The organism is Pseudomonas sp. IT-P100 (assembly GCF_949767185.1).
Classification (GTDB): domain Bacteria; phylum Pseudomonadota; class Gammaproteobacteria; order Pseudomonadales; family Pseudomonadaceae; genus Aquipseudomonas; species Aquipseudomonas fluorescens_B.
This window is the reverse complement of sequence record NZ_CATKQK010000005.1, coordinates 102,189-126,481: the sequence shown is the minus strand read 5'-3', so window position 1 is coordinate 126,481 and position 24,293 is coordinate 102,189. Positions and strand designations below refer to the sequence as shown.

General features: G+C 61.7%; 29 protein-coding genes. 17 read left to right on the top strand and 12 right to left on the bottom strand.

The genetic code is table 11. From position 1 onward, the window contains the following. The first annotated feature begins 237 nt into the window (after positions 1-237). The gene (locus tag ACM6IQ_RS04525; protein ID WP_017341052.1) at positions 238-1,122 is read left to right on the top strand and encodes a sugar nucleotide-binding protein; all 885 of its coding nucleotides are present in this window, start codon (positions 238-240) and stop codon (positions 1,120-1,122) included. Next, positions 1,115-2,044, top strand: coding sequence for an NAD-dependent epimerase/dehydratase family protein (locus ACM6IQ_RS04520; protein WP_414878153.1), 930 nt, complete (start codon positions 1,115-1,117; stop codon positions 2,042-2,044). The genes ACM6IQ_RS04525 and ACM6IQ_RS04520 overlap by 8 nt, the downstream gene beginning before the upstream one ends. Positions 2,045-2,116: 72 nt before the next feature. Here the strand turns inward: ACM6IQ_RS04520 and ACM6IQ_RS04515 are convergent, their stop codons facing one another. Next, positions 2,117-2,815 carry an OmpW/AlkL family protein gene (locus ACM6IQ_RS04515; RefSeq protein ID WP_414878152.1) on the bottom strand — a complete coding sequence of 233 codons (699 nt, stop codon included), beginning with the start codon at positions 2,813-2,815 and terminating at the stop codon, positions 2,117-2,119. A 23-nt stretch (positions 2,816-2,838) separates the two neighbouring features. Between ACM6IQ_RS04515 and ACM6IQ_RS04510 the strand changes: the two genes are divergently transcribed. Next, a complete protein-coding gene (locus ACM6IQ_RS04510) occupies positions 2,839-3,012 on the top strand; it encodes a hypothetical protein (RefSeq protein WP_414878151.1) in 174 nt (57 codons plus the stop codon). Positions 3,013-3,036: 24 nt separating this feature from the next. Here ACM6IQ_RS04510 and ACM6IQ_RS04505 read toward each other — a convergent pair whose 3' ends face one another. From ACM6IQ_RS04505 to ACM6IQ_RS04490, 4 genes are all read right to left on the bottom strand, one after another. Continuing rightward, positions 3,037-3,555, bottom strand: a complete 519-nt coding sequence (locus tag ACM6IQ_RS04505; protein ID WP_031319154.1) for a DUF3299 domain-containing protein — start codon at positions 3,553-3,555, stop codon at positions 3,037-3,039. Between the two features lie 11 nt (positions 3,556-3,566). Then, positions 3,567-4,832, bottom strand: a complete 1,266-nt coding sequence (locus ACM6IQ_RS04500; protein ID WP_414878150.1) for an ABC transporter permease — start codon at positions 4,830-4,832, stop codon at positions 3,567-3,569. Between the two features lies 1 nt (position 4,833). Further along, entirely contained in the window at positions 4,834-5,544 is a 711-nt protein-coding gene (locus ACM6IQ_RS04495; protein WP_414878149.1) for an ABC transporter ATP-binding protein, read from the bottom strand. 137 nt (positions 5,545-5,681) lie between these two features. Then, entirely contained in the window at positions 5,682-6,266 is a 585-nt protein-coding gene (locus ACM6IQ_RS04490; RefSeq protein ID WP_414878148.1) for a DUF2796 domain-containing protein, read from the bottom strand. A gap of 134 nt (positions 6,267-6,400) precedes the next feature. Here ACM6IQ_RS04490 and ACM6IQ_RS04485 point away from each other — a divergent pair, with 134 nt between their 5' ends. Next, positions 6,401-6,748 carry a hypothetical protein gene (locus ACM6IQ_RS04485; protein WP_414878147.1) on the top strand — a complete coding sequence of 116 codons (348 nt, stop codon included), beginning with the start codon at positions 6,401-6,403 and terminating at the stop codon, positions 6,746-6,748. On the opposite strand, the gene trxA is transcribed toward ACM6IQ_RS04485, so the two are convergent. The 3 genes from trxA to ACM6IQ_RS04470 form a co-directional block, all read right to left on the bottom strand. After that, positions 6,745-7,617, bottom strand: a complete 873-nt coding sequence (trxA, locus tag ACM6IQ_RS04480) for a thioredoxin (protein ID WP_414878146.1) — start codon at positions 7,615-7,617, stop codon at positions 6,745-6,747. The genes ACM6IQ_RS04485 and trxA overlap by 4 nt on opposite strands. Positions 7,618-7,754: 137 nt before the next feature. After that, on the bottom strand, positions 7,755-8,411 hold the full coding sequence (locus ACM6IQ_RS04475; protein ID WP_017341042.1) for a class I SAM-dependent methyltransferase: 657 nt from the start codon (positions 8,409-8,411) through the stop codon (positions 7,755-7,757). Next, positions 8,408-8,872, bottom strand: a complete 465-nt coding sequence (locus ACM6IQ_RS04470) for a YbaY family lipoprotein (RefSeq protein ID WP_031319153.1) — start codon at positions 8,870-8,872, stop codon at positions 8,408-8,410. Before ACM6IQ_RS04470 ends, ACM6IQ_RS04475 begins: the two co-directional genes overlap by 4 nt. A 128-nt stretch (positions 8,873-9,000) precedes the next feature. Here ACM6IQ_RS04470 and nrdR point away from each other — a divergent pair, with 128 nt between their 5' ends. The 12 genes from nrdR to ACM6IQ_RS04410 all read left to right on the top strand — a co-directional run bounded on the left by nrdR (position 9,001) and on the right by ACM6IQ_RS04410 (position 17,732). After that, positions 9,001-9,465: a transcriptional regulator NrdR gene (gene nrdR / locus ACM6IQ_RS04465; protein ID WP_003228656.1), complete on the top strand. Its 465-nt coding sequence runs from the start codon at positions 9,001-9,003 to the stop codon at positions 9,463-9,465. Next, positions 9,462-10,595, top strand: coding sequence for a bifunctional diaminohydroxyphosphoribosylaminopyrimidine deaminase/5-amino-6-(5-phosphoribosylamino)uracil reductase RibD (gene ribD / locus ACM6IQ_RS04460; protein ID WP_017341039.1), 1,134 nt, complete (start codon positions 9,462-9,464; stop codon positions 10,593-10,595). Before nrdR ends, ribD begins: the two co-directional genes overlap by 4 nt. A gap of 46 nt (positions 10,596-10,641) precedes the next feature. Then, positions 10,642-11,304 carry a riboflavin synthase gene (locus ACM6IQ_RS04455; RefSeq protein ID WP_414878145.1) on the top strand — a complete coding sequence of 221 codons (663 nt, stop codon included), beginning with the start codon at positions 10,642-10,644 and terminating at the stop codon, positions 11,302-11,304. Positions 11,305-11,320: 16 nt separating this feature from the next. After that, a complete protein-coding gene (ribBA, locus tag ACM6IQ_RS04450; RefSeq protein WP_017341037.1) occupies positions 11,321-12,412 on the top strand; it encodes a bifunctional 3,4-dihydroxy-2-butanone-4-phosphate synthase/GTP cyclohydrolase II in 1,092 nt (363 codons plus the stop codon). Between the two features lie 91 nt (positions 12,413-12,503). Beyond that, positions 12,504-12,980 (top strand): 6,7-dimethyl-8-ribityllumazine synthase, encoded by a 477-nt coding sequence (gene ribE / locus ACM6IQ_RS04445; RefSeq protein ID WP_003228649.1) that lies wholly within the window; start codon positions 12,504-12,506, stop codon positions 12,978-12,980. Beyond that, on the top strand, positions 12,977-13,477 hold the full coding sequence (nusB, locus tag ACM6IQ_RS04440; protein ID WP_008033741.1) for a transcription antitermination factor NusB: 501 nt from the start codon (positions 12,977-12,979) through the stop codon (positions 13,475-13,477). Before ribE ends, nusB begins: the two co-directional genes overlap by 4 nt. A gap of 18 nt (positions 13,478-13,495) precedes the next feature. Next, positions 13,496-14,461 (top strand): thiamine-phosphate kinase, encoded by a 966-nt coding sequence (gene thiL / locus ACM6IQ_RS04435; protein WP_414878144.1) that lies wholly within the window; start codon positions 13,496-13,498, stop codon positions 14,459-14,461. After that, positions 14,458-14,961 carry a phosphatidylglycerophosphatase A gene (locus tag ACM6IQ_RS04430; protein ID WP_008033735.1) on the top strand — a complete coding sequence of 168 codons (504 nt, stop codon included), beginning with the start codon at positions 14,458-14,460 and terminating at the stop codon, positions 14,959-14,961. Before thiL ends, ACM6IQ_RS04430 begins: the two co-directional genes overlap by 4 nt. A 24-nt stretch (positions 14,962-14,985) precedes the next feature. Further along, positions 14,986-15,723, top strand: coding sequence for a substrate-binding periplasmic protein (locus ACM6IQ_RS04425; protein WP_414878143.1), 738 nt, complete (start codon positions 14,986-14,988; stop codon positions 15,721-15,723). A gap of 175 nt (positions 15,724-15,898) precedes the next feature. Then, complete coding sequence (gene ribA / locus ACM6IQ_RS04420; RefSeq protein ID WP_008033730.1) at positions 15,899-16,516, top strand: GTP cyclohydrolase II; 618 nt, start codon at positions 15,899-15,901, stop codon at positions 16,514-16,516. Next, positions 16,513-16,932 (top strand): MFS transporter, encoded by a 420-nt coding sequence (locus tag ACM6IQ_RS04415; RefSeq protein ID WP_414878142.1) that lies wholly within the window; start codon positions 16,513-16,515, stop codon positions 16,930-16,932. Before ribA ends, ACM6IQ_RS04415 begins: the two co-directional genes overlap by 4 nt. Then, the gene (locus ACM6IQ_RS04410) at positions 16,932-17,732 is read left to right on the top strand and encodes a cobalamin-binding protein (protein ID WP_414878141.1); all 801 of its coding nucleotides are present in this window, start codon (positions 16,932-16,934) and stop codon (positions 17,730-17,732) included. Before ACM6IQ_RS04415 ends, ACM6IQ_RS04410 begins: the two co-directional genes overlap by 1 nt. Before the next feature lie 151 nt (positions 17,733-17,883). Here the strand turns inward: ACM6IQ_RS04410 and ACM6IQ_RS04405 are convergent, their stop codons facing one another. From ACM6IQ_RS04405 to ACM6IQ_RS04390, 4 genes are all read right to left on the bottom strand, one after another. Next, on the bottom strand, positions 17,884-19,767 hold the full coding sequence (locus ACM6IQ_RS04405; RefSeq protein ID WP_414878140.1) for a TonB-dependent receptor domain-containing protein: 1,884 nt from the start codon (positions 19,765-19,767) through the stop codon (positions 17,884-17,886). 170 nt (positions 19,768-19,937) lie between these two features. After that, entirely contained in the window at positions 19,938-21,836 is a 1,899-nt protein-coding gene (dxs, locus tag ACM6IQ_RS04400) for a 1-deoxy-D-xylulose-5-phosphate synthase (RefSeq protein WP_017341031.1), read from the bottom strand. 91 nt (positions 21,837-21,927) lie between these two features. Beyond that, a complete protein-coding gene (gene ispA, locus ACM6IQ_RS04395; protein WP_017341030.1) occupies positions 21,928-22,815 on the bottom strand; it encodes a (2E,6E)-farnesyl diphosphate synthase in 888 nt (295 codons plus the stop codon). Further along, entirely contained in the window at positions 22,812-23,054 is a 243-nt protein-coding gene (locus ACM6IQ_RS04390) for an exodeoxyribonuclease VII small subunit (RefSeq protein ID WP_007894317.1), read from the bottom strand. Before ACM6IQ_RS04390 ends, ispA begins: the two co-directional genes overlap by 4 nt. 420 nt (positions 23,055-23,474) lie before the next feature. On the opposite strand from ACM6IQ_RS04390, the gene ACM6IQ_RS04385 reads away from it, so the two are divergent. Further along, the gene (locus ACM6IQ_RS04385) at positions 23,475-24,266 is read left to right on the top strand and encodes a YfaP family protein (protein ID WP_414878139.1); all 792 of its coding nucleotides are present in this window, start codon (positions 23,475-23,477) and stop codon (positions 24,264-24,266) included. Positions 24,267-24,293: the final 27 nt, after the last annotated feature.

The window sequence follows — 24,293 nt, the reverse complement described above, 5'->3', positions numbered from 1 at the left end:
ACCTGCCTCTCTGTTCATGCCGACACTGCGAGCCGCCCGATTTACGACGGCTTCGCAGCCGAGCGGGAGCAAGCGCCCTCGCCACTGGGGCCGCATTGAACACAGGATCTACACTTTACGGATGACGGTTGCGCACTAAACCCGCAAAATGCAACGATTCCGGCAACTATCGACGACATCGCCCGCGAGCGGTATCGATAAAGCCATTGTTCCAATCAGACTGGGCCTGCTGACTCTATGCGAATGCGCCTTATGTTACTGGGCGGCGGAAATGCCCTTGGGCAGGCGCTGATTCGCCTCGGTGCGGAGGAAGACATCGGTTTCCTCGCCCCCCGCCCACCGCAAGACGGCTGGGATGCCGCGAGCCTGACGCAATTGCTCGACGACACCCGGCCGGACGCGTTGATCAACCTCGCCTACTACTTCGACTGGTTTCAGGCGGAGACGGTCAGCGAAACGCGTCTGGCCGGGCAAGAGCGTGCGATCGAGCGCCTGGCTGAACTGTGCCAGCACCACAACATCGTTCTGCTGCAACCCTCGAGCTATCGCGTGTTTGACGGCTCCCGGGCGACGGCCTACAGCGAAAAAGACGAGCCGGTGCCTTTGGGCCTGCGTGGTCAGGCCTTGTGGCGGATCGAACAAAGCGTGCGCGCGACTTGCCCGCAGCACGTGCTGCTGCGGTTCGGCTGGCTGCTCGATGACAGCCCCGACGGCACCCTCGGACGTTTCCTGTCCCGCGCGGAACAACCTGACGAGCTGCTGATGGCCGATGATCGCCGGGGCAACCCGACGCCGGTCGACGACGCGGCCCGGGTGATCATTTCCGTGCTCAAGCAACTCGATTGCGCGGCGCCGCTGTGGGGCACCTACCATTACGCGGGGCACGAGGCGACCACGCCGCTGGCGCTGGGGCAGGCCATTCTCACTGAAGCCCGCGCGCTGCATCCGCTGGCCATCGAAGCGCCGACCGCCCAGGCTCACGCTGCGCGCCCGGACGCTGCCGAAGAACCGCAACACGCGGTGCTGGCCTGCAAGAAAATCCTCCACACCTTCGGGATCAAGCCCCGCGCCTGGCGTGCGGCGCTCCCGAGTTTACTGGACAGGTTCTATCGCCATGGCTGACGGCCCCGTTTTAATCACCGGCGGCGCCGGTTTCATCGGCTCCCACCTGACCGACGCCTTGCTCGCCAAGGGTCATACGGTGCGGATTCTCGATGACTTGTCCACCGGCAAACGTAGCAACCTGCCGCTGGATAATCCTCGCGTCGAGCTGATCGTCGGTGATGTCGCCGATGCGGCCCTGGTTGCTCGCGCCATGGCCGGTTGCAGTGCGGTCGCGCATCTGTCGGCGGTAGCATCGGTGCAAGCCTCGGTGGACGACCCGGTGAAGACGCACCAGAGCAACTTCATCGGCTCGCTGAATGTCTGCGAAGCCATGCGCCAGAGCGGCGTCAAACGCGTGCTGTTTGCCTCCAGTGCTGCGGTCTACGGCAACAATGGCGAAGGCCAGTCGATCGACGAAGATACGCCCAAGGCACCGTTGACGCCGTATGCGTCGGACAAGTTGGCCAGCGAACACTACTTCGATTTCTACCGCCGCCAGCATGGGTTGGAACCGGTGATTTTCCGCTTCTTCAACATCTTCGGCCCACGCCAGGATCCGTCCTCGCCGTACTCCGGGGTGATCAGCATTTTCAGCGAGCGGGCGCAGAAGGGCCTGCCGATCACCGTATTCGGCGACGGCGAGCAGACGCGTGATTTCGTGTACGTCGAGGACCTGGTCGACGTGCTGGTGCAAGCCATCGAAAAGCCGCAGGTTGGAATCGGTGCGGTCAACGTCGGCTGGAACCGGGCGACCACGCTCAAGCAAATGCTGGAAGCGTTGAAAGTGGTGGTCGGTGAACTGCCACCGGTGAGCTACGGCCCGGCGCGTTCTGGTGATATCCGCCATTCGCGGGCGAACAATCAGCGTCTGCTGAAGCGGTTTACCTGCCCCGAACAGACACCGATGGCTGTCGGCCTGGCGCGGTTGCTCGGTCGCTGAGTTTTTCGCCCTCATGAAAAAGGCGCCTGTGAAGGCGCCTTTTTTTCAGCTCGTTCCCACCACGTGAACGATTTAGAACTTGTAACCGAGGCCCACCATGTAGATGAACGGGTCGACATCCACATCGACCTTGGCACGGGTGCCTGGTTTCACTGCGTCGTTTTCCACGGTCGCGGTGGTATCGATGTCGATGTAACGCACTTGGGCGTTGAGCAAGACGTTGTCGGTGATCATGTAGTCAGCACCGACCTCAAACGCCATGCCCCAGGAGTTATCCGCCTTGAAGTTGCTGAACCCCTTGGCGTTGGCCTCGCTGCCGACGTGCTCGTCGTAAATCCAGGTGTAGTTGATACCGGCGCCAACGTACGGCTGGAATGCAGACTTGCCGTCCAGTGGGTAGTAGACAATGCTCAAGGTCGGCGGCAGGTGTTTCAGGGTGCCGAGTTTGCCGTTGCCCGCGCCGAGGGCGGTGCCTTTGATTTTTACGTCATGCTCGAACGGCGAGGCGGCGAGCAGCTCGATACCCCAGTGGCTGTCGAGCATGTAAGCGAAGTTCAGACCCAGTTGCGTGTCGCTGCTCATGGTGGCCTTGCCACCCAGGTCGGTGCCGGCCAAAGGGCCTTGATCGACCTTGACGCTGGAGCTGTCAGCTTTCGGGTTGACGGTGATTGCACCGGCACGAACGATGATGTCACCGGATTCGTGGGCGTAGGCGAGTGGGGTTGCGAGCGCGAGGGCAAACAGCGAAGCGCTGAGCAAGGACTTGTGCATGGAGGCTCCAAAGGACGTTGAAAATGTTCGATGTCCAATGGTACGGAGCCGTCTGGTACGGACTTTTGATTCAGCTCAATGAAACAGTCATGGGGTTGGTTTTTGTGGAACTTTTGATTATTCCATCGCGGGCAAGCCCGCTCCCACAGGATTTGGGTGGTCCCTGTGGGAGCGGGCTTGCCCGTGATGGCGATTGATCAGACAACACAGAACTGCCGGGCTCACTCCGGCAATTCATACACATAAATCTTGTCCGCCTCCATCTGATACCCCGCATCCGCCAACTCACTGGTCGACGCTTTAACCTGCAGTGCTCCTTCGATCCAGTACGGCTGATACAGCTCATCGAGTTTCACGCCGACTTCGCTCTTCACATGCACAATCTGGTTCGACGGCGGTGGCGGCACATGGATGCAGGCGCCGAAATACGGCACCAGCAGAAACTCCGTGGTACGGCCTTCCTCACTCACTTCCAGCGGCACGATATAGCCCGGTAAACGGATGTTCTGGCCGTCGAGGCTCTTCACCACCGGCGCGTTCGGCATATCCTGTTTGGCGGCTGGCGCCGACTCGGCGGACAGCGCACTGCTCATCTGCGACAGGTCGTGCAGGGGTGTCATGTTCGGTACTTCCGGCATCGCGTCCGGCGGAATCATTTCCGACCAGGTCAGTTCTTTCGGCTCGGCCGCCCATAGCGGCAGGGCGACCAGCATCAACAGCGCAAGCAGAGCGCGGGGCATCATTAACGTCCTCATAGTCGGATCGACAGGCCATCGGCCAGGGATTGGCGATACGCGCGCCACGCCGGCACGCTGCCCATCAGCAGCGCGGCGATCAGGATGCCACCGAGCAGCGTCCATTCATATTCGCTTGGCCACGCCAGTGGCAAATACAAACCGTAATTGGCCTGCACATAACCCTGCGCGGCGGCGATACCCAAATAAAGTAGCGCCACGCCAGCGATCACGCCCGCCAGCGCCAGGGCGAACGCCTCCAGCACCAGCAAGGTTGCGATGTGCCACGGCCGAGCGCCCACTGAGCGCAGGATTGCCATCTCGCGCCGACGTTCATTCAGGCTGGTGAGGATCGCCGTGAGCATGCCGATCAACCCGGTCAGCACCACGAACAGCGAGACCACGAACAAGGCTTTTTCTGCCGTGCTCATCAAACTCCACAATTCTTGCAGCGCCACGCCCGGCAGGATCGCCAGCATGGGTTCGCCGCGGAATTCGTTGATTTCGCGCTGCAACGCGAAGGTCGAAATCTTGCTGTTAAGGCCGAGCATGAACGCGGTGATCGCTTGCGGCGTCAGGTCCATGTTGCGCGCCTGATCGGCACTGATCCGGCCTTGGCCCCGGGCGGGCACGCCGTTGTGCCAGTCGATGTGAATCGCTTCCATGCCGCCGAGGCTGATGTGCAGCGTGCGGTCCACCGGGGTGCCGGTGCGTTTCAGAATGCCGACTACGGTGAACGGCTTGTCGTCGTGCTTGACCAGGCTGATCACCGCCACGCCGTGGGCCAGCACCAGTTTGTCGCCGAGTTTGTAGTGCAGCGCATCGGCCACTTCGGCGCCGAGCACCACTTCGAACGGGTCGGTGGCGAAGGCTCGGCCGTCGGCCAGTTCCAGGTGTTGCTGATGGCCGTATTGGTAGTGCTCGAAGTACGCCTCGGTGGTGCCCATCACCCGATAACCGCGATGGGAATCGCCGAGCGACATCGGGATCGCCCACTTCACTTTCGGGTTGTTGGCGAAGTGTTCGAAGCTGTCCCAGCGGATGTTATTGGTGGCGTTGCCGATGCGGAACACCGAGTACAGCAACAGGTTCACCGAGCCGGACCGGGCGCCGACGATCAGGTCGGTGCCGCTGATGGTGCTGGCAAAACTGGCCTTGGCTTCAGTGCGCACCCGTTCCACAGCCAGCAGCAGGCAGACCGACAGGGCAATGGCGAATGCAGTGAGGATCGCGGTGAAGCGGCGGTTTGCCAGGCTGGCCATGGCTAGACGAAACAAATACATCTCAGACCTCGGACGGGGTGGCGGCGCGATTGAGATCGGCCAGCGACAGGTGGCGATCGAACAGCGGCGCGAGGCTTTGGTCGTGGCTGACAAACAACAGGCTCGACCCGGCTTCGCGGCATTCGGCGAACAGCAGGCGAATGAAGTTTTCGCGAGCGTCGTAATCCAGCGCGGAAGTCGGTTCGTCGGCGATCACCAGTTCCGGCTGACCGATCAAGGCGCGGGCGGCGGCGACGCGTTGTTGCTGACCGATGGACAGCGAATCGGCGCGGCGGCCGAGGATGCTTTCATCCTTCAGGCCCAAGTGAGCGAGCAGGGTGGCAGCGGCCTGGTCGACGCTGCCGTGGCGCTGGATTGCCCGCTCGGCGCGCAACCTGGAGAAGTGGCAGGGCAACTCGACGTTCTCGCGCACCGAGAGAAACGGCAGCAGGTTGAACTGCTGGAAAATGTAGCCAGTGTGATCCACGCGGAAGCGGTCACGCGCACCGGCGCCGAGTTCGGTCAGTTCCTGGCCGAGCAGGCGAATGCTGCCGCGATCGGGCTTCTGCACGCCGCCGAGCAGGCCGAGCAGGGTGGTCTTGCCGCTGCCGCTGGGGCCTTTGAGGAACAGGGTTTGGCCGGGCTCCAGGCGGAACGCCGGGATGTCCAGCAGCGGCGGGTGACCGGGCCAACTGAAGCCCAGGTCGGACAGTTCGATAAGTGCTTGGGTCATGTGAAACCGGTCAGGTTGGTGGTGAACCCTGTCGGAGCGAGCCTGCTCGCCATGGGGGCATGACATTCAACATCGATGGTGACTGTTACGCCACTATCGCGAGCAGGCTCGCTCCCACATTTGGATTTGTGTTGGGGTCAGAACTTGAGGGCAACCGCCTTGGCCGTCACTTCAACCCCTTGCTGCCCGCTCGGGCTGATCAGTTGTACCTGAATTTTCTGGGTGGCCGGGAAGGTGTTGAAGATGTTCGCCAGGTCCAGGGTTTTCAGGGCACCCGGGGCCGCACAGGTGAATTGATAGTGCGCGTGGATTTCGCTGTGATCGTGGTGATGTTCGTCTTTGGCATCGGCGTCGTGATCATCATCGGCATCCGGTTTGTCACCAAACAGCGGGCTTTCCAGTTCCTGGGTCGCCACCACACAACCGGCGGCCTTCGGCAGGTTGAACAGGGTAAGCGGTTTTTCCAGTTGCGTACGGACGGCGGCGACTTTGGCCTTGTCGGCGTCGGTGGTGGCAGCGTGTTCGAAACCCACCAGGTTCATCGCCGGGCTTTCCAGTTCCAGCTCGAGGGTCTGGCCGTCCAGCGCCGCGTTCAGGCGACCGACACCATGTTCGTGGGCGCCAAGGCTGCCGTGCTCATGTTCATGATCATGTTCATCAGCGGCATGGGCGACAGCCAACGGCAACAGGGCAAACGGTAAAGCGAGCAGCAGACGACGCATGGCGGGTCTCCGGAAGTAAAATGAATAAACTGTTATGTAATCTTATAACGAAAGTGCTGAGAGTTTGACCGCCCGCTTGGCGTTGCACAAGTCCCATGGGAGCATGTGGGTCAGAAATGTGCAGGAGCAGACTTATGTTGCGAATACGCGGAAGCATCGGCGACTGGCCAGTGGATTTGACCCTGGAGATGGACGACGGTGACTGGGCGAAGCTTGGCGCGCAGTTGCAGGTGGTCAAGCCCGAAGCCAGTGCGGCACAGTCGAAACCGGTGAATCAGGACGATGCGCAGTGGCAGATCGCAAAGGATTTGCTGCGCAAGGCCGGACAATTGAGCGGGCCTGATTTGCTTGAGCAACTGGAAGGACTGACGGGCAGCCCATCGTCGGGCAAACGCCTGTTGGTGCGGTTGCGCCATAGCGCGGAGGTGAAAGTGTCGAGCGGCGGGGATACGCCGCTCTATAGCTGGATCAACCCGGCTTAATACAGCGCAGCAAACATCTTGCGACGGTACGTGGTCACGAGCGGGTGATCATTGCCCAGCAGTTCGAACACCTGCAGCAAGGTCTTGTGCGGCAAGCCTTCGCTGTAGCTGCGGTTGCGGATGAACAGCTTGAGCAACGCATCCAGCGCCGCGTCGTACTGCTGACGGGCCAGTTGCTGGATCGCCAGTTGATACACCGCTTCATCGTCCTGCGGGTTCTGCGCCAGACGCGCCTTCAGGTCCGCGGCATCCGGCAAGTCCTTGGCCTGGCCGAGAAACTGGATCTGCGCTTTTGCGCCGGCCAATGCTGCCTTGTGTTCATCGCTTTTCACCGCGTCGAGTACGGCTTGCGCTTCACCCAGCTCGCCGCGTTCAGTCAGGCAACGGGCATACAGAATCAGTGCCTTGGCGTTGGTGTTGTCTTCGCCCAGCAGCACTTTGAGAATGGCTTCGGCGTCGGCGAAACGACTTTCGTCAAACAGCGCCTGGGCCTGATCGAATGGATCAGCCGCCGCGGGGGGCGGCATTTGTACGTGAGGCTCAAGCATCGCCCGTACGGCGGATTCCGGTTGCGCACCGGCAAAACCGTCCACCGGCTGGCCATCCTTGAACAACACCACGGTTGGCAGGCTGCGAATGCCGAAGCGGGCAACGATGTCCTGTTCGAGGTCGCAGTTGACCTTGGCCAGCAACAACTCGCCCTGATAGCTCTCGGCAATGGTCTGGAGCATCGGCATCAGCGCTTTGCAGGGCGCACACCATTCGGCCCAGAAATCCACCAGCACCGGTTTGTGGAAAGAGTTCTCGATCACCGACTGGTCGAAATCGGCGGTCGTAGCGTCGAAGATGTACGGCGTTTCCTGACTCATGGGGGATCTCGTAAAAGCGTGAATCTGCTCACTATAAGGGCTGGCGCAAAAGATCGCAGCCTTCGGCAACTCCTGCAGGATAGGGGGCGCATTCGGTCAATGTAGGCGCTGCCCCAGGCTGCGATCTTTTAGCGGCTTCAGACGCGCCGCGCGTGGTAGAGGCTCACATGCCGAAACTCTTCCGGCTCAGCCAGATCCGGCAGGGTCATCGCTTCCAGCATTTCGATGCGCCGATACAGCGGATGCCTGAAATCCCTCACCCGCGAATCCGCCACCAGCGCTTCCCGCCCGCGGCTTAAAAACTCATCGAGCAGCGGCAGGTTCGCCCGGTCATACAACACATCGGCGACCAGAATCAGATCAAACCGGTCCGCCTCGGCGAAAAAATCCGTCGAGTAGCTCAGTTCCACGTCATTGAGTTCAGCATTCGCCCGACAGGCGGCAATCGCCAGCGGATCCAGGTCGCAGGCCACCACCTCCAGCGCCCCGGCCTTCACGGCGGCAATCCCCGCGACCCCGGAACCGGCACCGAAATCGAGTACCCGTTTGCCTTTGACCCATTCGGGGAAGTCGGCGAGATAACGGGCCACCGCGAGCCCGCTGGCCCAGCAGAAACTCCAGTACGGCGGCTCATGCAGAATCCGCCGGGTTTCTTCCGGGCTGAAGGCGCGACCCATGTTGTCGCCGTCGATCAGCCAGAGTTTCAGCTCGGTATCGGGCAAGGCGACAGGGACGAGCCGGGCGTCACCCAGCAATTCACTTAATGCCTGTTGCAGGTCGAGCGGTGCAATCATGGCGCTTTGACGAATTGCAGCTGGCCCAATGTCTGCGTGGTTGGTTGCGTGATGGCCTGCGCAGGCAGATGCAAAATCAGCTGGCCGGACTGACTGGCGCGACCCCGCAGTTCAACGCGGGCGCCGACCGGGAAAGATTCCGGGTTGAAGCGCAGATGAAACGGCAACACTTGGTTGGTGCCGATCAGGCTGGAACTGGCGAGCAATTGCTGCGGGCGGTCTTTTTCGTCGATCACCAGCAGCGCCAGCTCGACTTCGGCGCCTGACGGCACACCTTGCAGGGTGCCACTCAATTCACGCTGATACGCGGGCAGCGGGCCGAGGTTGGCGGACTCTTTGGCTTTCTTCTGCGCCGCTTGCGGGGCAGGCCCTGGCGTCGGCGGCTGAGGCTTGGGTGCATCGCTGCTGCAGGCCACCAACAGGCTGAAAAGGCTGAGCAATACGAGCGGTCTGAGGGACATTTGCGGCTCCAGCAAGGTGAAATCCATGGATCGTTCTCTATAGCCAGTCTGTATACCGCAAACCCTATGGCTTGTCTTGCCACAGGGATGCGCTACCATGGCCCTCCCTTTTTTTGTTGCCTGCCACCATGCACTGTCCCTTCTGCGGTGCCAACGACACCAAGGTCATCGACTCGCGTCTGGTCGCCGAGGGCGAACAGGTGCGCCGCCGGCGTGAATGCCTGGCCTGCGGCGAGCGTTTCACGACGTTCGAAACCGCTGAACTGGTGTTGCCGCGCCTGATCAAAACCGACGGCAGCCGCCAGCCGTTCGACGAAGAAAAACTGCGCGCCGGCATGCAGCGTGCGCTGGAGAAGCGCCCGGTGAGTGTCGAGCGCCTCGAATCGTCGCTGGTGCACATCAAACACAAGCTGCGCGCCACCGGCGAGCGCGAGGTCAAGTCCCTCGTGGTCGGTGAACTGGTGATGGCCGAGCTGCAAAAGCTCGACGAAGTCGCCTACATTCGTTTCGCCTCCGTGTATCGGCGCTTCCAGGACCTCAACGAGTTCCGCGAAGAGATCGATCGCCTGGCCCGTGAGCCGGTGAAAGAATGACCTCCTCCCCAGAACAAGCCATCCTCGACGCCCATTACATGGCCCGCGCCCTGGAACTGGCGCGCAAAGGCTATTACACGACACACCCCAACCCTCGGGTCGGTTGCGTGATCGTGAAGGACGGGCAAATTGTCGGCGAAGGCTGGCACGAGCGCACCGGCGAACCCCACGCCGAAGTCCACGCCCTGCGCGCGGCGGGCGACAAGGCCCGTGGCGCTACCGCTTACGTGACCCTCGAACCGTGCAGCCACCACGGCCATACACCGCCCTGTGCCGATGCGCTGGTGAATGCCGGCGTCGCCCGCGTGGTCGCGGCGATGCAGGACCCGAACCCGTCGGTGGCCGGTCGTGGCATGCAGCGTCTGGCTCAGGCCGGCATCGTTATCGAAAGCGGTGTGCTGGAAGGCGAGGCGCGCAAGCTCAATCAAGGCTTCCTCAAACGCATGGAACACGGTCTGCCGTTCGTGCGGGTCAAGTTGGCCATGAGCCTCGACGGTCGCACGGCGATGGAAAGCGGCGAAAGCCAATGGATCACCGGCCCGGCTGCGCGCTCGGCGGTTCAACGCCTGCGCGCCCAGGCCAGCGTGGTGCTGACCGGCGCCGACACGGTGCTGGCCGACAAGGCCCGTTTGACCGTACGTGCGGATGAGTTGGGGCTGGACGCCGAGCAAACTGCGTTGGCCATGAGCCGCCCGCCGCTGCGCGTGCTGATCGACGGCCGTTTGCGCGTGCCGCTGGACGCGCCGTTCTTCAAGGCAGGCCCGGCGCTGGTCGCCACCTGCATGGCCATCGAAGAGCAATACGCCAACGGTCCGGAATGCCTGATCGTGGCTGGCGACGATGGTTTGGTCGACTTGCGCAAGTTGCTGGTCGAACTGGCCAATCGCGGCGTCAATGAAGTGCTGGTCGAAGCGGGCCCGCGTCTGGCGGGGGCATTTGCCCAGCAAGGTCTGGTGGACGAGTTCCAGATCTTCATCGCCGGCAAGTTCCTCGGTTCTTCGGCCCGTCCATTGCTGGACTGGCCGCTGGCGCAGATGAAAGACGCGCCCGAGCTCAAAATCACTGAAATTCGCGCGGTTGGCGATGACTGGCGAGTCATTGCCATTCCTGCGCCAGCGGCGAGCGTATAATTTCCGGCCTGCGCCACGCGACGGCCCTGTTCTCGAGGAGGACTCCATGTTTACCGGCATCATCGAATCCATCGGCAGTATTCGTGCATTGACCCCAAAAGGCGGAGATGTGCGGGTACACGTAGAAACCGGCAAGCTCGACCTGAGCGACGTCAAGCTGGGCGACAGCATCGCGGTCAACGGCGTGTGCCTGACGGCTGTTGAACTGCCGGGCAATGGCTTTGCCGCGGACGTCAGTCGCGAAACCCTCGACTGCACCGCCATGAACGACCTGAAAAGCGGCAGCCCGGTCAACCTGGAAAAAGCCCTGACCCCGACCACTCGCCTCGGCGGGCATCTGGTCAGCGGTCACGTCGATGGCGTGGGTGAAGTGGTTGCCCGCACCGATAACGCCCGCGCCGTGGAATTCCGCATTCGTGCGCCGAAGGAACTCGCCAAGTACATCGCCCATAAAGGCTCGATCACCGTCGACGGCACCAGCCTGACCGTGAACGCGGTCGATGGCGCCGAGTTCATGCTGACCATCATTCCGCACACCCTGAGCGAAACCATCATGGCGTCGTACCAGCCAGGTCGCCGGGTGAACCTTGAAGTCGACTTGCTTGCCCGTTACCTGGAGCGCCTGCTGTTGGGCGACAAGGCCGCAGAGCCAACTTCCAGTAACATCACTGAAAGCTTTCTGGCCGCCAACGGCTACCTAAAATCCTGACCCAAGGGGGTGCCTTGTGGCGCTCAATAGCATCGAAGAACTGGTTGAAGACATCCGCCAAGGCAAGATGGTCATCCTCATGGATGACGAAGACCGCGAGAACGAAGGCGACCTGATCATGGCCGCCGAGTGCTGCCAGCCTGAACACATCAACTTCATGGCCAAGCACGCCCGTGGCCTGATCTGCATGCCGATGAGCCGCGAGCGCTGCGAACTGTTGAAGCTGCCGTTGATGGCACCGCGCAACGGTTCCGGCTTCGGCACCAAGTTCACCGTATCGATCGAAGCGGCTACTGGCGTGACTACCGGCATCTCCGCCGCCGACCGTGCGCGTACCGTGCAGGCCGCTGCCGCGAAAGACGCCAAGGCTGAAGACATCGTCAGCCCCGGCCACATCTTCCCGCTGATGGCCCAGGCCGGTGGCACCCTGGCTCGCGCCGGCCACACTGAAGCCGCCTGCGACCTCGCACGCATGGCCGGTTTCGAGCCGAGCGGCGTGATCTGCGAAGTGATGAACGACGACGGCACCATGTCCCGCCGCGCCGAACTCGAAGCCTTTGCTGCAGAACACAACATCAAGATCGGCACCATCGCCGACCTGATTCACTACCGGATGATCCACGAACGTACCGTTCAGCGGATTGCCGAGCAGCCGCTGGACAGCGAACTGGGCCAATTCAACCTGGTGACCTATCGTGACTCCGTGGAAGGCGACGTGCACATGGCCCTGACCCTGGGCAACGTGTGCGCCGAAGAACCGACCCTGGTTCGGGTGCACAACATGGACCCGCTGCGCGATTTGTTGATGGTCAAGCAGCCTGGCCGCTGGAGCCTGCGTGCCGCCATGGCCGCGGTTGCCGAGGCCGGCAGCGGCGTGGTGCTGTTGCTCGGTCACCCGCTCGATGGCGACGTGTTGCTGGCACACATCCGTGAAACGGCGGAGCACGCGCCGGTGAAAAAACCGACCACCTACAGCATTGTCGGTGCCGGTTCGCAGATCCTGCGGGACCTGGGCGTGCGCAAAATGCGCCTGATGAGTGCGCCGATGAAATTTAATGCGATATCCGGTTTCGATCTGGAAGTTGTAGAATACGTGCCCTCCGAATAATGACCGGTTGTTCCCGGCCCTGTATTCGCGGTTCAAATATCACTGAGGGACGCGTAGAAAACGCGTCCCGGCTCTTTAAGAGATCTAACGAATGACCCTGAAGACCATCGAAGGTACCTTCATCGCCCCTAAAGGCCGCTACGCTCTGGTAGTGGGCCGTTTCAACAGCTTCGTCGTTGAAAGCCTGGTCAGCGGTGCAGTTGATGCCCTGGTTCGCCATGGCGTGAGCGAAAGCGACATCACCATCATCCGTGCGCCTGGCGCCTTCGAAATCCCGCTGGTTGCGCAGAAAGTCGCTCAGAAGGGCGAGTTCGCAGCCATCATCGCTCTGGGCGCGGTCATTCGTGGCGGTACTCCGCACTTCGAATACGTGGCGGGTGAATGCACCAAGGGCCTGGCCCAGGTGTCCATGGAGTTCGGCGTACCGGTCGCTTTCGGCGTGCTGACCGTTGATTCCATCGAGCAAGCCATCGAACGTTCCGGCACCAAGGCCGGTAACAAAGGTGCCGAAGCTGCCCTGTCCGCTCTGGAAATGGTCAGCCTGCTGGCGCAGTTGGAGGCCAAGTGATTAGCGACGAAAGCGATCGTTTCAACCCGCGCGATCCAAAGCCTGCGGACGCCGGCAAGCCATCGAAAAGCGTCAAGCGTCGCGAAGCCCGTCAGCTCGCGACCCAGGCGCTGTACCAGTGGCACATGGCCAAGCAGTCGCTGAACGAGATCGAAGCGCAGTTCCGGGTCGATAACGATTTCAGCGATGTCGACGGCGCCTACTTCCGTGAAATCCTCCACGGGGTTCCTGCGCAGAAGGACAAGATCGACGCCGCGCTCAAGCCTTGCCTCGACCTGACCATCGAAGAGCTCGACCCGGTTGAACTGGCGGTATTGCGCCTGTCCACCTGGGAACTGCTCGAGCGCGTTGATGTGCCGTACCGCGTTGTGATCAACGAAGGTATCGAGCTGGCGAAAGTCTTCGGTTCCACCGACGGCCACAAATTCGTCAACGGCGTACTCGACAAGCTGGCCCCGCGTCTGCGTGAAGCTGAAGTGAAGGCGTTCAAGCGCTGATCGGCGCTTGAAATCGCAATGGGTGAGTTTGAGCTGATCCGCAATTTCTTCGCCGCCGCGCCTTGTGCGCAGGGCGGCGAGGGCGTTGCCCTCGGGATCGGCGATGACTGCGCCTTGCTGGCTGTTCCCGCCGGGGAGCAGTTGGCTGTTTCCACCGACACGCTCGTGGCCGGTGTGCATTTCGCAGACCCTTGCGACCCGTTTCTGCTCGGTCAGCGCTCGCTGGCCGTGGCCGTCAGTGATCTGGCTGCCATGGGCGCCACTCCCATCGCCTTTACCCTTGCCCTGACCTTGCCTTCGGCGACCGCCGATTGGCTGCAAGCGTATGCCCATGGTTTGAGCCTCATGGCCCAGAGCTGTGGTGTGGCGCTGGTGGGCGGCGATACCACCCGCGGGCCGTTGAGCCTGACCATGACAGTGTTCGGACGTGTGCCGGCAGGCAAGGCGCTGACCCGCAGCGGCGCTCAGGTCGGCGATTTGCTGTGTGTCGGCGGTGAGCTGGGCAACGCCGCCGGGGCCTTGCCCCTGGTGCTCGGTCAGCGAACTGCCGAAGCCGCCATCGCCGATCCGTTGCTGGCGCATTACTGGTCGCCGCAACCGCAACTCGCGTTGGGTCGGGCTTTGCGCGGCAAGGCGACGTCGGCGCTGGACATCTCCGACGGCCTGCTCGCCGATTGCGGGCACATTGCGCTCGCGTCGAAGGTCGGCATTCAGGTTGAACGGGACCGATTGCCGCTGTCGAAGGCTTTAGTGGCCTTCCTCGGTCAACCGGGTGCCGAACACGCTGCCCTGAGCGGCGGAGACGATTACGTGCTGGCCTTCACCTTACCGTCCGTCGAGTTGTCGCGGATGGTGGCAGATGGCTGGCCAATTCATGTGGTCGGGCGTGTGGTGACGGGGCAGGGCGTCGTGCTGCTGGATGCTGCCGGACAAGACATCACCCCGCAAACCCGGGGCTATCAACATTTTCGGGAGACACCGTGACAGATCATCCCAAACAGGTTCCGGCGGAGTTCGTACCGCCGTCGGTCTGGCGCAATCCATGGCATTTCCTGGCGTTCGGCTTCGGTTCGGGCACCTTGCCAAAGGCACCGGGCACCTGGGGTTCCTTGGTTGCGCTACCCTTTATTCCGTTGTGGCAGATGCTGCCCGACTGGGGTTACTGGCTGATGCTGGGCATCACCATGCTGTTCGGCTTCTGGCTGTGCGGCAAAGTGGCCGACGATTTGCGGGTGCACGACCACGAAGGCATCGTCTGGGACGAAATGGTCGGGATGTGGATCACTCTCTGGCTGGTGCCGGAAGGCTGGTACTGGTTGCTCGCGGGTTTTCTGGTGTTCCGCTTCTTCGACATTCTCAAGCCGTGGCCGATTCACTGGATCGACCGGCACGTGCACGGCGGCGTCGGGATCATGCTCGACGACGTATTGGCCGGGGTGTTCGCGTGGTTGGCGATGCAGGGGCTGGTATGGATTTTCGCCTGATGAGTGGCGAAGCAGGAGACTAGGATGGCTCGACGCTGGTTGGCTCTGACGGGTTTCGCCCTGTTTGCTTCCCTCGCCCTGGCGGGGGAGGCAGTGACGACGCCAGCGGTGATTCATCTGGCCAGCGAAGACTGGGAAGACTACACCGCCGCCGATGGCCATGGTCTGGGTTGGGACGTGCTGCGTGAAGTCTTCGAGCCGGCCGGGGTCAAGCTGGACATCCGCACCGAACCTTACATTCGCGCCATCGGCCTGGCCCAGCGGGGCGAAGTGGACGCCTGTGTCGGCGGCTATCGCGATGAAGTCAGCGACCTGCTGTATCCGCGTTGGAATTACGACACCGATCACATCTACGCCCTGGGGCTGGCCAGTAACCCGGCGCCGACCCCGGAGACCCTGGGCAACTATCGACTGGCCTGGGTTCGCGGTTATGATTTCCAGAATTACCTGCCCAACATAAACCGCTATAACGAAGTCGTTCGGCGCACTGGCATTCTGTCGATGCTGACCCACGACCGCGCCGATTTCTACATCGACGCGCTGACCGAGGTGGATTACATCGTCCGCCAGGCCAAGGATCCGTCCCAGTTCCGACGCACGCACATCGCGGAATTGCCGCTGTACCTGTGTTTTGCCGATACGCCCAAGGCGCGGGAGTTGATGGCTCTGTTCGACCGGCGAATGGAGGTGCTGGTCAAAAACGGCCGGCTGAAACCGATCTTCGAACGCTGGAAACAACCCTATCCCTTCGATTCGAACTGAACAAAGCTCCTGCGCAGGTGATGATTCCTGTGTTCGCTCCCACAGGGCTAGAACAGGGCGGGGATCAAACTTTTAGATCGTTATGCTCCATAATTCAGCCTAAGCGTCTGTAGGAACGTGCTGTTACAATGCCGCGTCTGCGAATCTCCAGTACCTATTGATCAGGAGCACACCGGTGCCTGTCGTTTTTGTCGCCGCTTCCAAGCTGCCAACGCCTTTTGCGCAATTCACCATGCACGGCTTTCTCGATGAAGAGAACGGGCGTGAGCACGTCGTGCTGAGCCTCGGTGAGTTCGACGACGGTGCCCCGGTACTCGGCCGCTTGCACTCCGAATGCCTGACGGGCGATGCCTTGTTCAGCCAGCGCTGTGACTGCGGCTCGCAACTCGAGGCCGCGTTGCAGGCCATCGCCCGGGAAGGCCGTGGCGTGTTGCTGTACTTGCGTCAGGAAGGCCGTGGCATTGGCCTGCTGAACAAGATCCGCGCCTATGAATTGCAGGACGGCGGTGCCGACACCGTTGAAGCCAACGAGCGTCTGGGCTTCGCCGCGGACCAGCGCGACTACGCCATGTGCCTGCCAATGCTCGAGCATCTGGGTGTGAAATCCCTGCGTCTGATGACCAACAACCCACGCAAGGTCAAAGCGTTGACCGACATGGGCATTGTGGTTGCCGAGCGCGTTCCGTTGCACACCGGCCACAATCCGCACAACAAACTCTACCTGGCCACCAAGGCCAGCAAGCTTGACCACATGATGGGCAACGAGCATCAGGGCGAGGTAGACCGGGCGTGACCCGCGGTCAGGTGCGGCGGCGACTGGCCGTCAGCTGGTGGCAATACCTGGCGCTGGCCTTGGTGCCGCTGTTCGTGATCAACGGCGTATTCGGCCAGGGCGAGGCGCTTTTGCCAGTGTTGGCGATGCCATTGTTCATCGCCGGTGTGGCGTCGATGTTTGTCAGCCTGAAGTTTTTTGGTGGCTACAAACACGCGCTGATCGTCACCCAGAAAGCCCTCGATACCCCTGAAGAGCCTGCCGCCTGGATTACCCTCGCCGCTAAGCGCCGTTCAGCGTTTCTCGCGGCCGGCCTGCCTGCCTGGATTGGCGCTCTGGCGGTGTTCGTCGGGCTCGAAGCGGTGCCGTTGGTGCTGTTGGCGCTGTCGACAACGGTGCTGTTCTATCTCTACCGTATTCCGCGTCAACTCGGCTGATGCGCCGCATCGGGCTGGCGGTTCTGCTGCTGGCCGTCAGCGGCATGGCCTCTGCTATCGAACGCGTCGTCAGTCTCGCGCCGTCTCTGTCTGAAATCGTTGTTGAACTGGGTTCAGCCGATCTTCTGGTCGGTGTGCTCGATGCCGGCGATCGTCCTGCTGAACTCAAGGACCTTCCTTCCGTTGGCCGCTACGGCCAATTGGACATGGAACGGCTGCTCAGCCTGAAACCTGATTTGCTGCTGCTCTGGCCCGGCAGCGTCGGCCCGGCCCAGCGTGAACAACTCAAGCGCTTGAACATCCCGACCTACGTCGCCGATCCGCACAACCTTGAACAACTGACCGCGCAAATCGAGGCGATCGCCCTGCAGCTCGGCCGTCCCGAGCGTGGCGTTTCATTGGCCAGCGATCTGCGTCAGCGCCTCGATGCACTGCGCCAGCGCTATCGACGGGACGAACCGTTACGAGTGTTTTATCAGGTCTGGGATCGTCCGCTGTACACCGTCGGCGGCGGGCAGATCATCAGTGATGCGCTGGAAGTGTGCGGTGCGCGCAATGTGTTTGCCGACCTGACATTGCCCGCGCCGCAGGTCAGTGTGGAGGCGGTGTTGCAGCGTAATCCCGAGGTGATCCTGGCCAGCGATCAGGCGCAGCTGGAGACGTGGAAGGCCTGGCCACAGGTGGCGGCGGTAGCGCAGGATCAATTGCGGTTGGTGCTGGACAAGGGCCTGGAACGGCCGAGTGGGCAGATGATCGGAGCGACTGCGAAGCTTTGCCACATCATCGCGCCGGACCGCTGACCTGTGGCGAGGGAGCTTGCTCCCGCCGGGCTGCGAAGCGGCCCCAAATCCGTCAGTGCGTTACTTCAGGTGGGATCGCGTCAGCCTGTTTTGCGACTGCTGCGCAGTCGAGCGGGAGCAAGCTCCCTCGCCACAGGTGATCGGGTTGCTCTTAGAGCTCCGGTGTCCACGTCACCCCAAACATCCACGCCCGTTCTTCCTCACGATAGCCAAACTGGCTGCCGTCATGGCTGTACAGCGCCCGGCTGTACCCCTTGTCCAGCAGGTTATCGACCTTCAGCTCAAGCTTGATCTCACGATTCAGCGCCCAACTGCTGCGCAGTCCCAGCAGTGCATACCCGCCTAATGGCTGCTGATTTTTCTCATCGTCATAACTGCTGCTCACCGCTTGCCAACTGGCGCCGAGACCCAGTCGATCGAACTGCCGATCCAGGTCCAGGCTCAACGTCCGCCGTGCGCGACGCGCCAGGGTGTGGCCACTGTCGCGATCCCGCGGGTCTATGATCGCCACGCCAAGAGCGCTCTGCCAGCCAAACAGTTCCTGCTTCAACGCCGCTTCAAATCCGTTGATCCGCGCGGAGGCGACGTTCTGCGGGCGGTCGTTGCTGCCGAAGATGATCGCGTCCTTGAGGTCGGTGCGATACAGCGAGGCTTCGAGGCGGCTGAAATCGGTCAGCTGACTGCGCCACTGCAGCTCATAGCTTTTCGAGGTTTCAGGCTTCAGGTCCGGATTGCTGAAACCCGGGTAATACAAGTCATTGAACGTCGGTGCGCGAAAGCCTTCGCTGTAGGTCAGCAGCACGTCGTTGTCCGGGTTCAGCGGCAAGGTGAACGTGCCGCTCCAGCTGTTCTGGCTGCCGAACTGCTGGTTCTGGTCGTGGCGCAGGCCCAGTTCCGTGGAGAAGCTGTCCGCCTGATAACGATGCTGGATAAACGCCGCGCGGTTCCAGCGGCTGTCCTCGTCGAATGCGGTGCTGCTGTTGATGCGGTCTTCGTACCAGTCGCCGCCGAGGATCAGGCTGTTGCGCTCGTTCAGCGTCAGGTCGTTCTGCCAGTTCACTGAGTCGCGATACGTATTGAACACGCTGCGTTCGTCGCTGAGCTTGTCGAAGGACTTCTCGCGATTCTCGCTGTGGCCGAATTCGACGCGGGATTTCCACTGGTCGTTGATGCGCGCGTCGACGTAACTGCTGACGCTGCTCACCGTGAATTCGTTGTAAGGCTGCTGCTGTAGCGATTTGAACGTGGTGGTATCAAAGCGGCCGAACGGATTGTCGAATGCGCTTTTGCCACGGTTATCCAGCAGGTTGGCGCCGATTTCGACGTCATCGGTGAGGGCGTGACTCAGGCTCAGGCTCAACGACTTGTTGCGATACTCATCGTGATCGCCATCGCTCGGGTACGACTCGTGGGTGCGATTGATCCCGGCGGTTTCATCAAGGCTGGCGCCCAGGTTGAAGCGGGTTTGCTCATTGCCACCGGATAATCCGAGGCTGCGCTCCCACGTCTGGTTGCTGCCAAAACCCATATGCAGACGCGGTTGCAGGCCTTGTTCTACGCCACGGCGGGTGAAAATCTGGATGACCCCGCCAATCGCATCGCTGCCGTAAATCACCGAACGGGAGCCGCGCAGCACTTCCACGCGCTCGATCTGTTCGATGTTGAGGTGTTGCAGGTTGCTGTCGCCGGACGTCGAGTTGCCGATGCGTTGACCGTCCACCAGCACCAGGCTCTGCGCCGACTTTGTCCCCCGAATGTAAATCCCCGGCAGGCTGCCGCGCCCGCCGGTTTGGCCGACCTGCACGCCCGGCACCCTACGCAGCAAGTCGGTGACGCTGCCCGGTTGCAGGCGGTCGATGTCTTCGCGGGTGAACACGGTGTTGGCGGCGCTGCTGTCGTTGCGGGCTTCGACCTGGCGGTTGGCGCTGATCAGCACGTCGGGCAGCTTCAGGGCCTGGTCGCGTTCGAAGGTGTCGGCCAGCAGGTGTCCGGACGGTAGAAGCGTCAGCGTCAGGGCGAGGGGGGAGAGTTTCATGGGCAGTCCGTTGACGCTTTAAAGCGAATACAAGTTTTGAAGGGCACAGAAAACCAATGTGGGAGCGAGCCTGCTCGCGATTGCGGTCTGTCAGTCAACATCTACATTGACTGACAGACCGCAATCGCGAGCAGGCTCGCTCCCACAGGGTATTGCATTTATTCAGCGGGTCAGATGTTCAGCAGTTCCAGGCGTTCACGCACCGACGCTTCAATGCCGGCTTCATCCAACCCGCACTCGGCCAGCATTTGCGCCGGCTTGGCGTGCTCGACATAGCTGTCCGGCAAGCCCAGGTGCAGCATCGACTTGAGGATGTTTTCCCGGGCGAGGAATTCGCTCACCGCACCACCGGCACCGCCCATGATCGCGTTTTCTTCGATGGTCACCAGCAACTCATGGCTGCCGGCAATCTCGCGAACCAGCGCTTCATCCAGCGGTTTGACGAAACGCATGTCGACCACGGTGGCATCCAGCGTCTCGGCGACTTTCAGCGCTTCGGCCAGTTGTACGCCAAACACCAGCAGGGCAACTTTGCTGCCCTGGCGGCGAACCACGCCTTTGCCGATTTCGATCGGTTGCAGGTCTTTTTCGATGGTTGCGTTCGGGCCGTTGCCGCGCGGGTAACGCACCGCCGCCGGGCCGTTGTACAGGTGGCCGGTGGTGAGCATTTTGCGCAGTTCGTTTTCATCGCTCGGGGTCATCACCAGCATGCCGGGGATGCAGCGCAGGAACGACAGATCGAAACTGCCCGCGTGCGTCGGGCCGTCTTCGCCCACCAGGCCTGCGCGGTCGATGGCGAACAGCACGTCGAGGTTTTGCACCGCGACGTCGTGGATCAGTTGATCGTAGCCGCGTTGCAGGAAGGTCGAGTAAATCGCCACCACCGGTTTCGCACCTTCGCAGGCCATGCCGGCCGCGAAGGTCACGGCGTGTTGCTCGGCGATGGCTACGTCGAAATAGCGCAGCGGAAAACGCTCGCTGAACGCCACCAGATCGGAGCCTTCCTTCATCGCCGGTGTAATACCGACCAGGCGTGGATCAGAAGCCGCCATGTCGCACAGCCATTCACCGAACACACCGGAATACTTCGGCCCGCCCGCCTTTTTCGGCGCAGCGGCCGGTGCGTCGACGGGTTCGAGCTTGGTGATCGCGTGGTAACCGATCGGGTCGACTTCCGCCGGGGCGAAGCCTTTGCCTTTCTTGGTGACGACGTGCAGGAATTGCGGGCCTTTCAGATCGCGCATGTTGCGCAGGGTGGCGATCAGGGTTGGCAGGTCGTGGCCATCGATCGGGCCGATGTAGTTCCAGCCCAACTCTTCGAACAGCGTGCCGGGGACCAGCATGCCTTTGGCGTATTCTTCGGTGCGGCGGGCGATTTCCCAGGCGCCGGGCAGGCGCGACAGGACCTTTTTGCTGCCTTCGCGCATGCTCGCGTAGGTGCGGCTGGAAAGGATTTTCGCCAGGTAATTCGACAAGCCACCGACGTTGCGCGAGATCGACATGTCGTTGTCGTTGAGGATCACCAGCATGTTGGCGTTCACTTCCGGCGCGTGGTTCAGCGCTTCGAACGCCATGCCGGCGGTCAACGCGCCGTCGCCGATCACCGCAATGGCCTTGCGATCACTGTTCTGCAGGCGGGCTGCAATGGCCATGCCCAGCGCTGCGCTGATCGAAGTGCTGGAGTGGCCGACGCCAAAGGTGTCGTACTCGCTCTCGGAACGACGCGGGAAGGCTGCAACGCCGTCCTTCTGGCGCAGGGTGGCCATGCGCTCGCGACGGCCGGTGAGGATTTTGTGCGGATAAGCCTGATGACCCACGTCCCACACCAGCCGGTCGTCCGGGGTGTCGAAGACGTAATGCAACGCGATGGTCAGCTCGATGACGCCCAGGCCTGCACCGAAATGCCCGCCGGTCTGACCGACCGTGTAGAGCAATTCCAGGCGCAACTCATCGGCCAGGGTTTCCAGCTCGGCTTCGCCTAACCGGCGCAGGCCGTCCGGCGTGTTGGCACGGTCGAGCAGGGGCGTGGTCGGGCGCTTGCGGGGAATCTCATGAAACGTCGTGGGCATCAGGCGAATCGTTATAGGTATAGAAGAGGCGGCAGTTTACCTGATGCATCGGCCCCTGCCCACGCGTTGGTCTTTTTTGGCGGATACGCCGTCAGCTGCGGCGGTCGACGATATAACGGGCCAGGTCGCGCAACGGCTCGGCGGCCGCGTCAAACGGTCGCAGCGCGTGCAGGGCCTGGTCGCGCAGTTCCAGGGCGTAGGCCTTGGCCGCATCGAGGCCGAGCAGGGCCGGGTAGGTCGGCTTGTCGCGAGCGATGTCGGCGCCCTGGCGTTTGCCAAGGGTCTCGGTGTCACTTTCGACGTCAAGAATGTCGTCCTGCACTTGAAATGCCAGGCCAATGGCCTGTGCATACGCCTTCAAGGACTTCAGTTCGTCCTTCTCGGCACGGCCGCTGGCCAGGGCGCCGAGTTTGACGCTGACCTCGATCAGCGCGCCGGTCTTGTGCCGGTGCATGGTTTCCAAGGCTTTTTGATCGAGCTTCAAGCCCACCGAACCGAGGTCGATGGCTTGGCCGCCGACCATGCCCGCCGGGCCTGCCGCCAACGCCAGAGCGCTGACCATTTGCAGGCGAATCTCTGCCTCCGATGAGCTCAGGCGCGGGTCGAGCAGGGCGCTGAACGCCAGGCTCTGCAAACCGTCGCCGGCGAGAATCGCGCAGGCTTCATCGAATTTTTTGTGGGTGGTTGGCTGGCCGCGCCGCAGATCGTCGTCGTCCATCGCCGGCAGATCGTCGTGAACCAGAGAGTAAGCGTGAATCAGCTCCACCGCGCAGGCCGCGCCGTTGGCTTGCTCAGCCTTGCCGCCCAACGCTTCGCACGCGGCGTAGGCCAGCAATGGACGAACGCGTTTACCGCCGTTCATCACGCTGTAGCGCATGGCTTCGTACAGCCGCGCGAGTTCCGGGCTTGGCGCGTTGAACAAGGTTTCCAGTGCCGCATTGACGCGGGCCTGGCTGGTCGCCGAATACGCTGCAATCATTCTGGTTGATCCGCGTCGAAGGGTTCCTCGGCCAGCTCGCCATCACGCTCGAGCAGCACTTGAACCTTTTGCTCGGCCTGGGCCAGCGCTGCCTGGCAATCGCGGGTCAGACCGATGCCCTGCTCGAAAGCGGTCAGCGAGTCTTCCAGCGACAGTTCGCCGTTCTCCAGTCGCTCCACCAGCGTTTGCAGGTCGGCGAGGGATTGTTCGAAATCCAGTGCAGCTTTTTTACGGGCCATGGCGGCGATTTCCGGTTGACGTTAAACCGGCGCGACACTAGCAGACATGGGGGTTATGGGCAAATGAGCGGCCGTTGTCAGCTGGGGATTTGGTTGAACACCATCACCCCCCCGCTGCCTGATACACCGTCATCGCAGGCAAGCCAGCTCCCACAGGGTTTCGGATACATCCGCGAGAACAGAATTGTTCGGCTCATTTTGTGAGCCGAATAAGGCTGCTATTCGGCTCACGCCTGACAACATCGTGATAACCCCCGCAATTCGAGATGTATCCGATTGTTAAAAATCCTCCAAATGGCTAACCTTCGCGGCTTCTACGACCCAATAGTCACGGGTCTTTCTGACGAAACGCAGTTTTTGGATCTGTAACGCGCCGAGGATCAGGCGCAAGGTTTCGTTATGCATGGCAGGAGGCGTCACATGCGTTCATTTTTTCTATGCCTGATGGGGTGGGTCTGCGCGACGGCTGCCTGCGCCGAGCCGACGGCCGAGCTGTCGGAGCCGGTGGGCGGCTGGCGCTACAACGGCCTGCTCGATCGCAGCGAAAACCCACAAGTGGCCTATCCCACGCCGCCCATCGACCGGGGCGTGCAGCGCAATCGCACGATGATCCAGGGCCAGCTCAAGGCCATTGGCACGCAACGCGGGCCGCACACGCTGGCGGTCAACGGCAATCCATTGAACCTCTACACCGACGACCAAGGACGTTTCGCCCGGCCGTACGCGTTTGGCGCCGGTTCCAATAGCGTCGAAGTGCGCAGTGCCGAAGGCAAATCCCTCAAGCGCGTTCAGTTCTACGAAGCCAATAACCTGCGCACCCCGGCGCGGATTCGCGTGGTGCTGGGTTGGGACGATCCGAAGGCTGAACTCGACCTGCACATTATTACCCCCGACGGCCAGCATGCGTTCTGGGCTCGCCCGGCGATGAGCAACGGCGGAGGCCTGGACCCGGACGGCGTCGATGGCCCCGGCCCGGAAATGTTCACCATGACCGCGCCGCTGCATGGCACCTATCTGGTTTACGTGAACTATTGGGGCAACTTCGGCAGCGGCGGCTATAACTTCGATGAGACCAGCAACCAGAACGAGGTGATCACCTCGCAAATCAATCTGGTGCTCAACGAAAACACCGTCGACGAAAAACGCGAGACCTTCATCGTGCCCCTGCGCGCGATCGGTGACCTGCTGCTGGTCAAGACTTTCAACTATTAAGCATCCCGCTCCACGGATGACATCGGG

What these genes read in the sequence shown, in the direction of transcription:
- ACM6IQ_RS04525 (WP_017341052.1), top strand. Translation starts at nt 238, where the DNA reads ATGCGAATGCGCCTTATGTTACTGGGCGGCGGAAATGCCCTTGGGCAG.
- ACM6IQ_RS04520 (WP_414878153.1), top strand. Translation starts at nt 1,115, where the DNA reads ATGGCTGACGGCCCCGTTTTAATCACCGGCGGCGCCGGTTTCATCGGC.
- ACM6IQ_RS04515 (WP_414878152.1), bottom strand. Translation starts at nt 2,815, where the DNA reads ATGCACAAGTCCTTGCTCAGCGCTTCGCTGTTTGCCCTCGCGCTCGCA.
- ACM6IQ_RS04510 (WP_414878151.1), top strand. Translation starts at nt 2,839, where the DNA reads ATGTTCGATGTCCAATGGTACGGAGCCGTCTGGTACGGACTTTTGATT.
- ACM6IQ_RS04505 (WP_031319154.1), bottom strand. Translation starts at nt 3,555, where the DNA reads ATGCCCCGCGCTCTGCTTGCGCTGTTGATGCTGGTCGCCCTGCCGCTA.
- ACM6IQ_RS04500 (WP_414878150.1), bottom strand. Translation starts at nt 4,832, where the DNA reads ATGTATTTGTTTCGTCTAGCCATGGCCAGCCTGGCAAACCGCCGCTTC.
- ACM6IQ_RS04495 (WP_414878149.1), bottom strand. Translation starts at nt 5,544, where the DNA reads ATGACCCAAGCACTTATCGAACTGTCCGACCTGGGCTTCAGTTGGCCC.
- ACM6IQ_RS04490 (WP_414878148.1), bottom strand. Translation starts at nt 6,266, where the DNA reads ATGCGTCGTCTGCTGCTCGCTTTACCGTTTGCCCTGTTGCCGTTGGCT.
- ACM6IQ_RS04485 (WP_414878147.1), top strand. Translation starts at nt 6,401, where the DNA reads ATGTTGCGAATACGCGGAAGCATCGGCGACTGGCCAGTGGATTTGACC.
- trxA (WP_414878146.1), bottom strand. Translation starts at nt 7,617, where the DNA reads ATGAGTCAGGAAACGCCGTACATCTTCGACGCTACGACCGCCGATTTC.
- ACM6IQ_RS04475 (WP_017341042.1), bottom strand. Translation starts at nt 8,411, where the DNA reads ATGATTGCACCGCTCGACCTGCAACAGGCATTAAGTGAATTGCTGGGT.
- ACM6IQ_RS04470 (WP_031319153.1), bottom strand. Translation starts at nt 8,872, where the DNA reads ATGTCCCTCAGACCGCTCGTATTGCTCAGCCTTTTCAGCCTGTTGGTG.
- nrdR (WP_003228656.1), top strand. Translation starts at nt 9,001, where the DNA reads ATGCACTGTCCCTTCTGCGGTGCCAACGACACCAAGGTCATCGACTCG.
- ribD (WP_017341039.1), top strand. Translation starts at nt 9,462, where the DNA reads ATGACCTCCTCCCCAGAACAAGCCATCCTCGACGCCCATTACATGGCC.
- ACM6IQ_RS04455 (WP_414878145.1), top strand. Translation starts at nt 10,642, where the DNA reads ATGTTTACCGGCATCATCGAATCCATCGGCAGTATTCGTGCATTGACC.
- ribE (WP_003228649.1), top strand. Translation starts at nt 12,504, where the DNA reads ATGACCCTGAAGACCATCGAAGGTACCTTCATCGCCCCTAAAGGCCGC.
- thiL (WP_414878144.1), top strand. Translation starts at nt 13,496, where the DNA reads ATGGGTGAGTTTGAGCTGATCCGCAATTTCTTCGCCGCCGCGCCTTGT.
- ACM6IQ_RS04425 (WP_414878143.1), top strand. Translation starts at nt 14,986, where the DNA reads ATGGCTCGACGCTGGTTGGCTCTGACGGGTTTCGCCCTGTTTGCTTCC.
- ACM6IQ_RS04410 (WP_414878141.1), top strand. Translation starts at nt 16,932, where the DNA reads ATGCGCCGCATCGGGCTGGCGGTTCTGCTGCTGGCCGTCAGCGGCATG.
- ACM6IQ_RS04405 (WP_414878140.1), bottom strand. Translation starts at nt 19,767, where the DNA reads ATGAAACTCTCCCCCCTCGCCCTGACGCTGACGCTTCTACCGTCCGGA.
- dxs (WP_017341031.1), bottom strand. Translation starts at nt 21,836, where the DNA reads ATGCCCACGACGTTTCATGAGATTCCCCGCAAGCGCCCGACCACGCCC.
- ispA (WP_017341030.1), bottom strand. Translation starts at nt 22,815, where the DNA reads ATGATTGCAGCGTATTCGGCGACCAGCCAGGCCCGCGTCAATGCGGCA.
- ACM6IQ_RS04390 (WP_007894317.1), bottom strand. Translation starts at nt 23,054, where the DNA reads ATGGCCCGTAAAAAAGCTGCACTGGATTTCGAACAATCCCTCGCCGAC.
- ACM6IQ_RS04385 (WP_414878139.1), top strand. Translation starts at nt 23,475, where the DNA reads ATGCGTTCATTTTTTCTATGCCTGATGGGGTGGGTCTGCGCGACGGCT.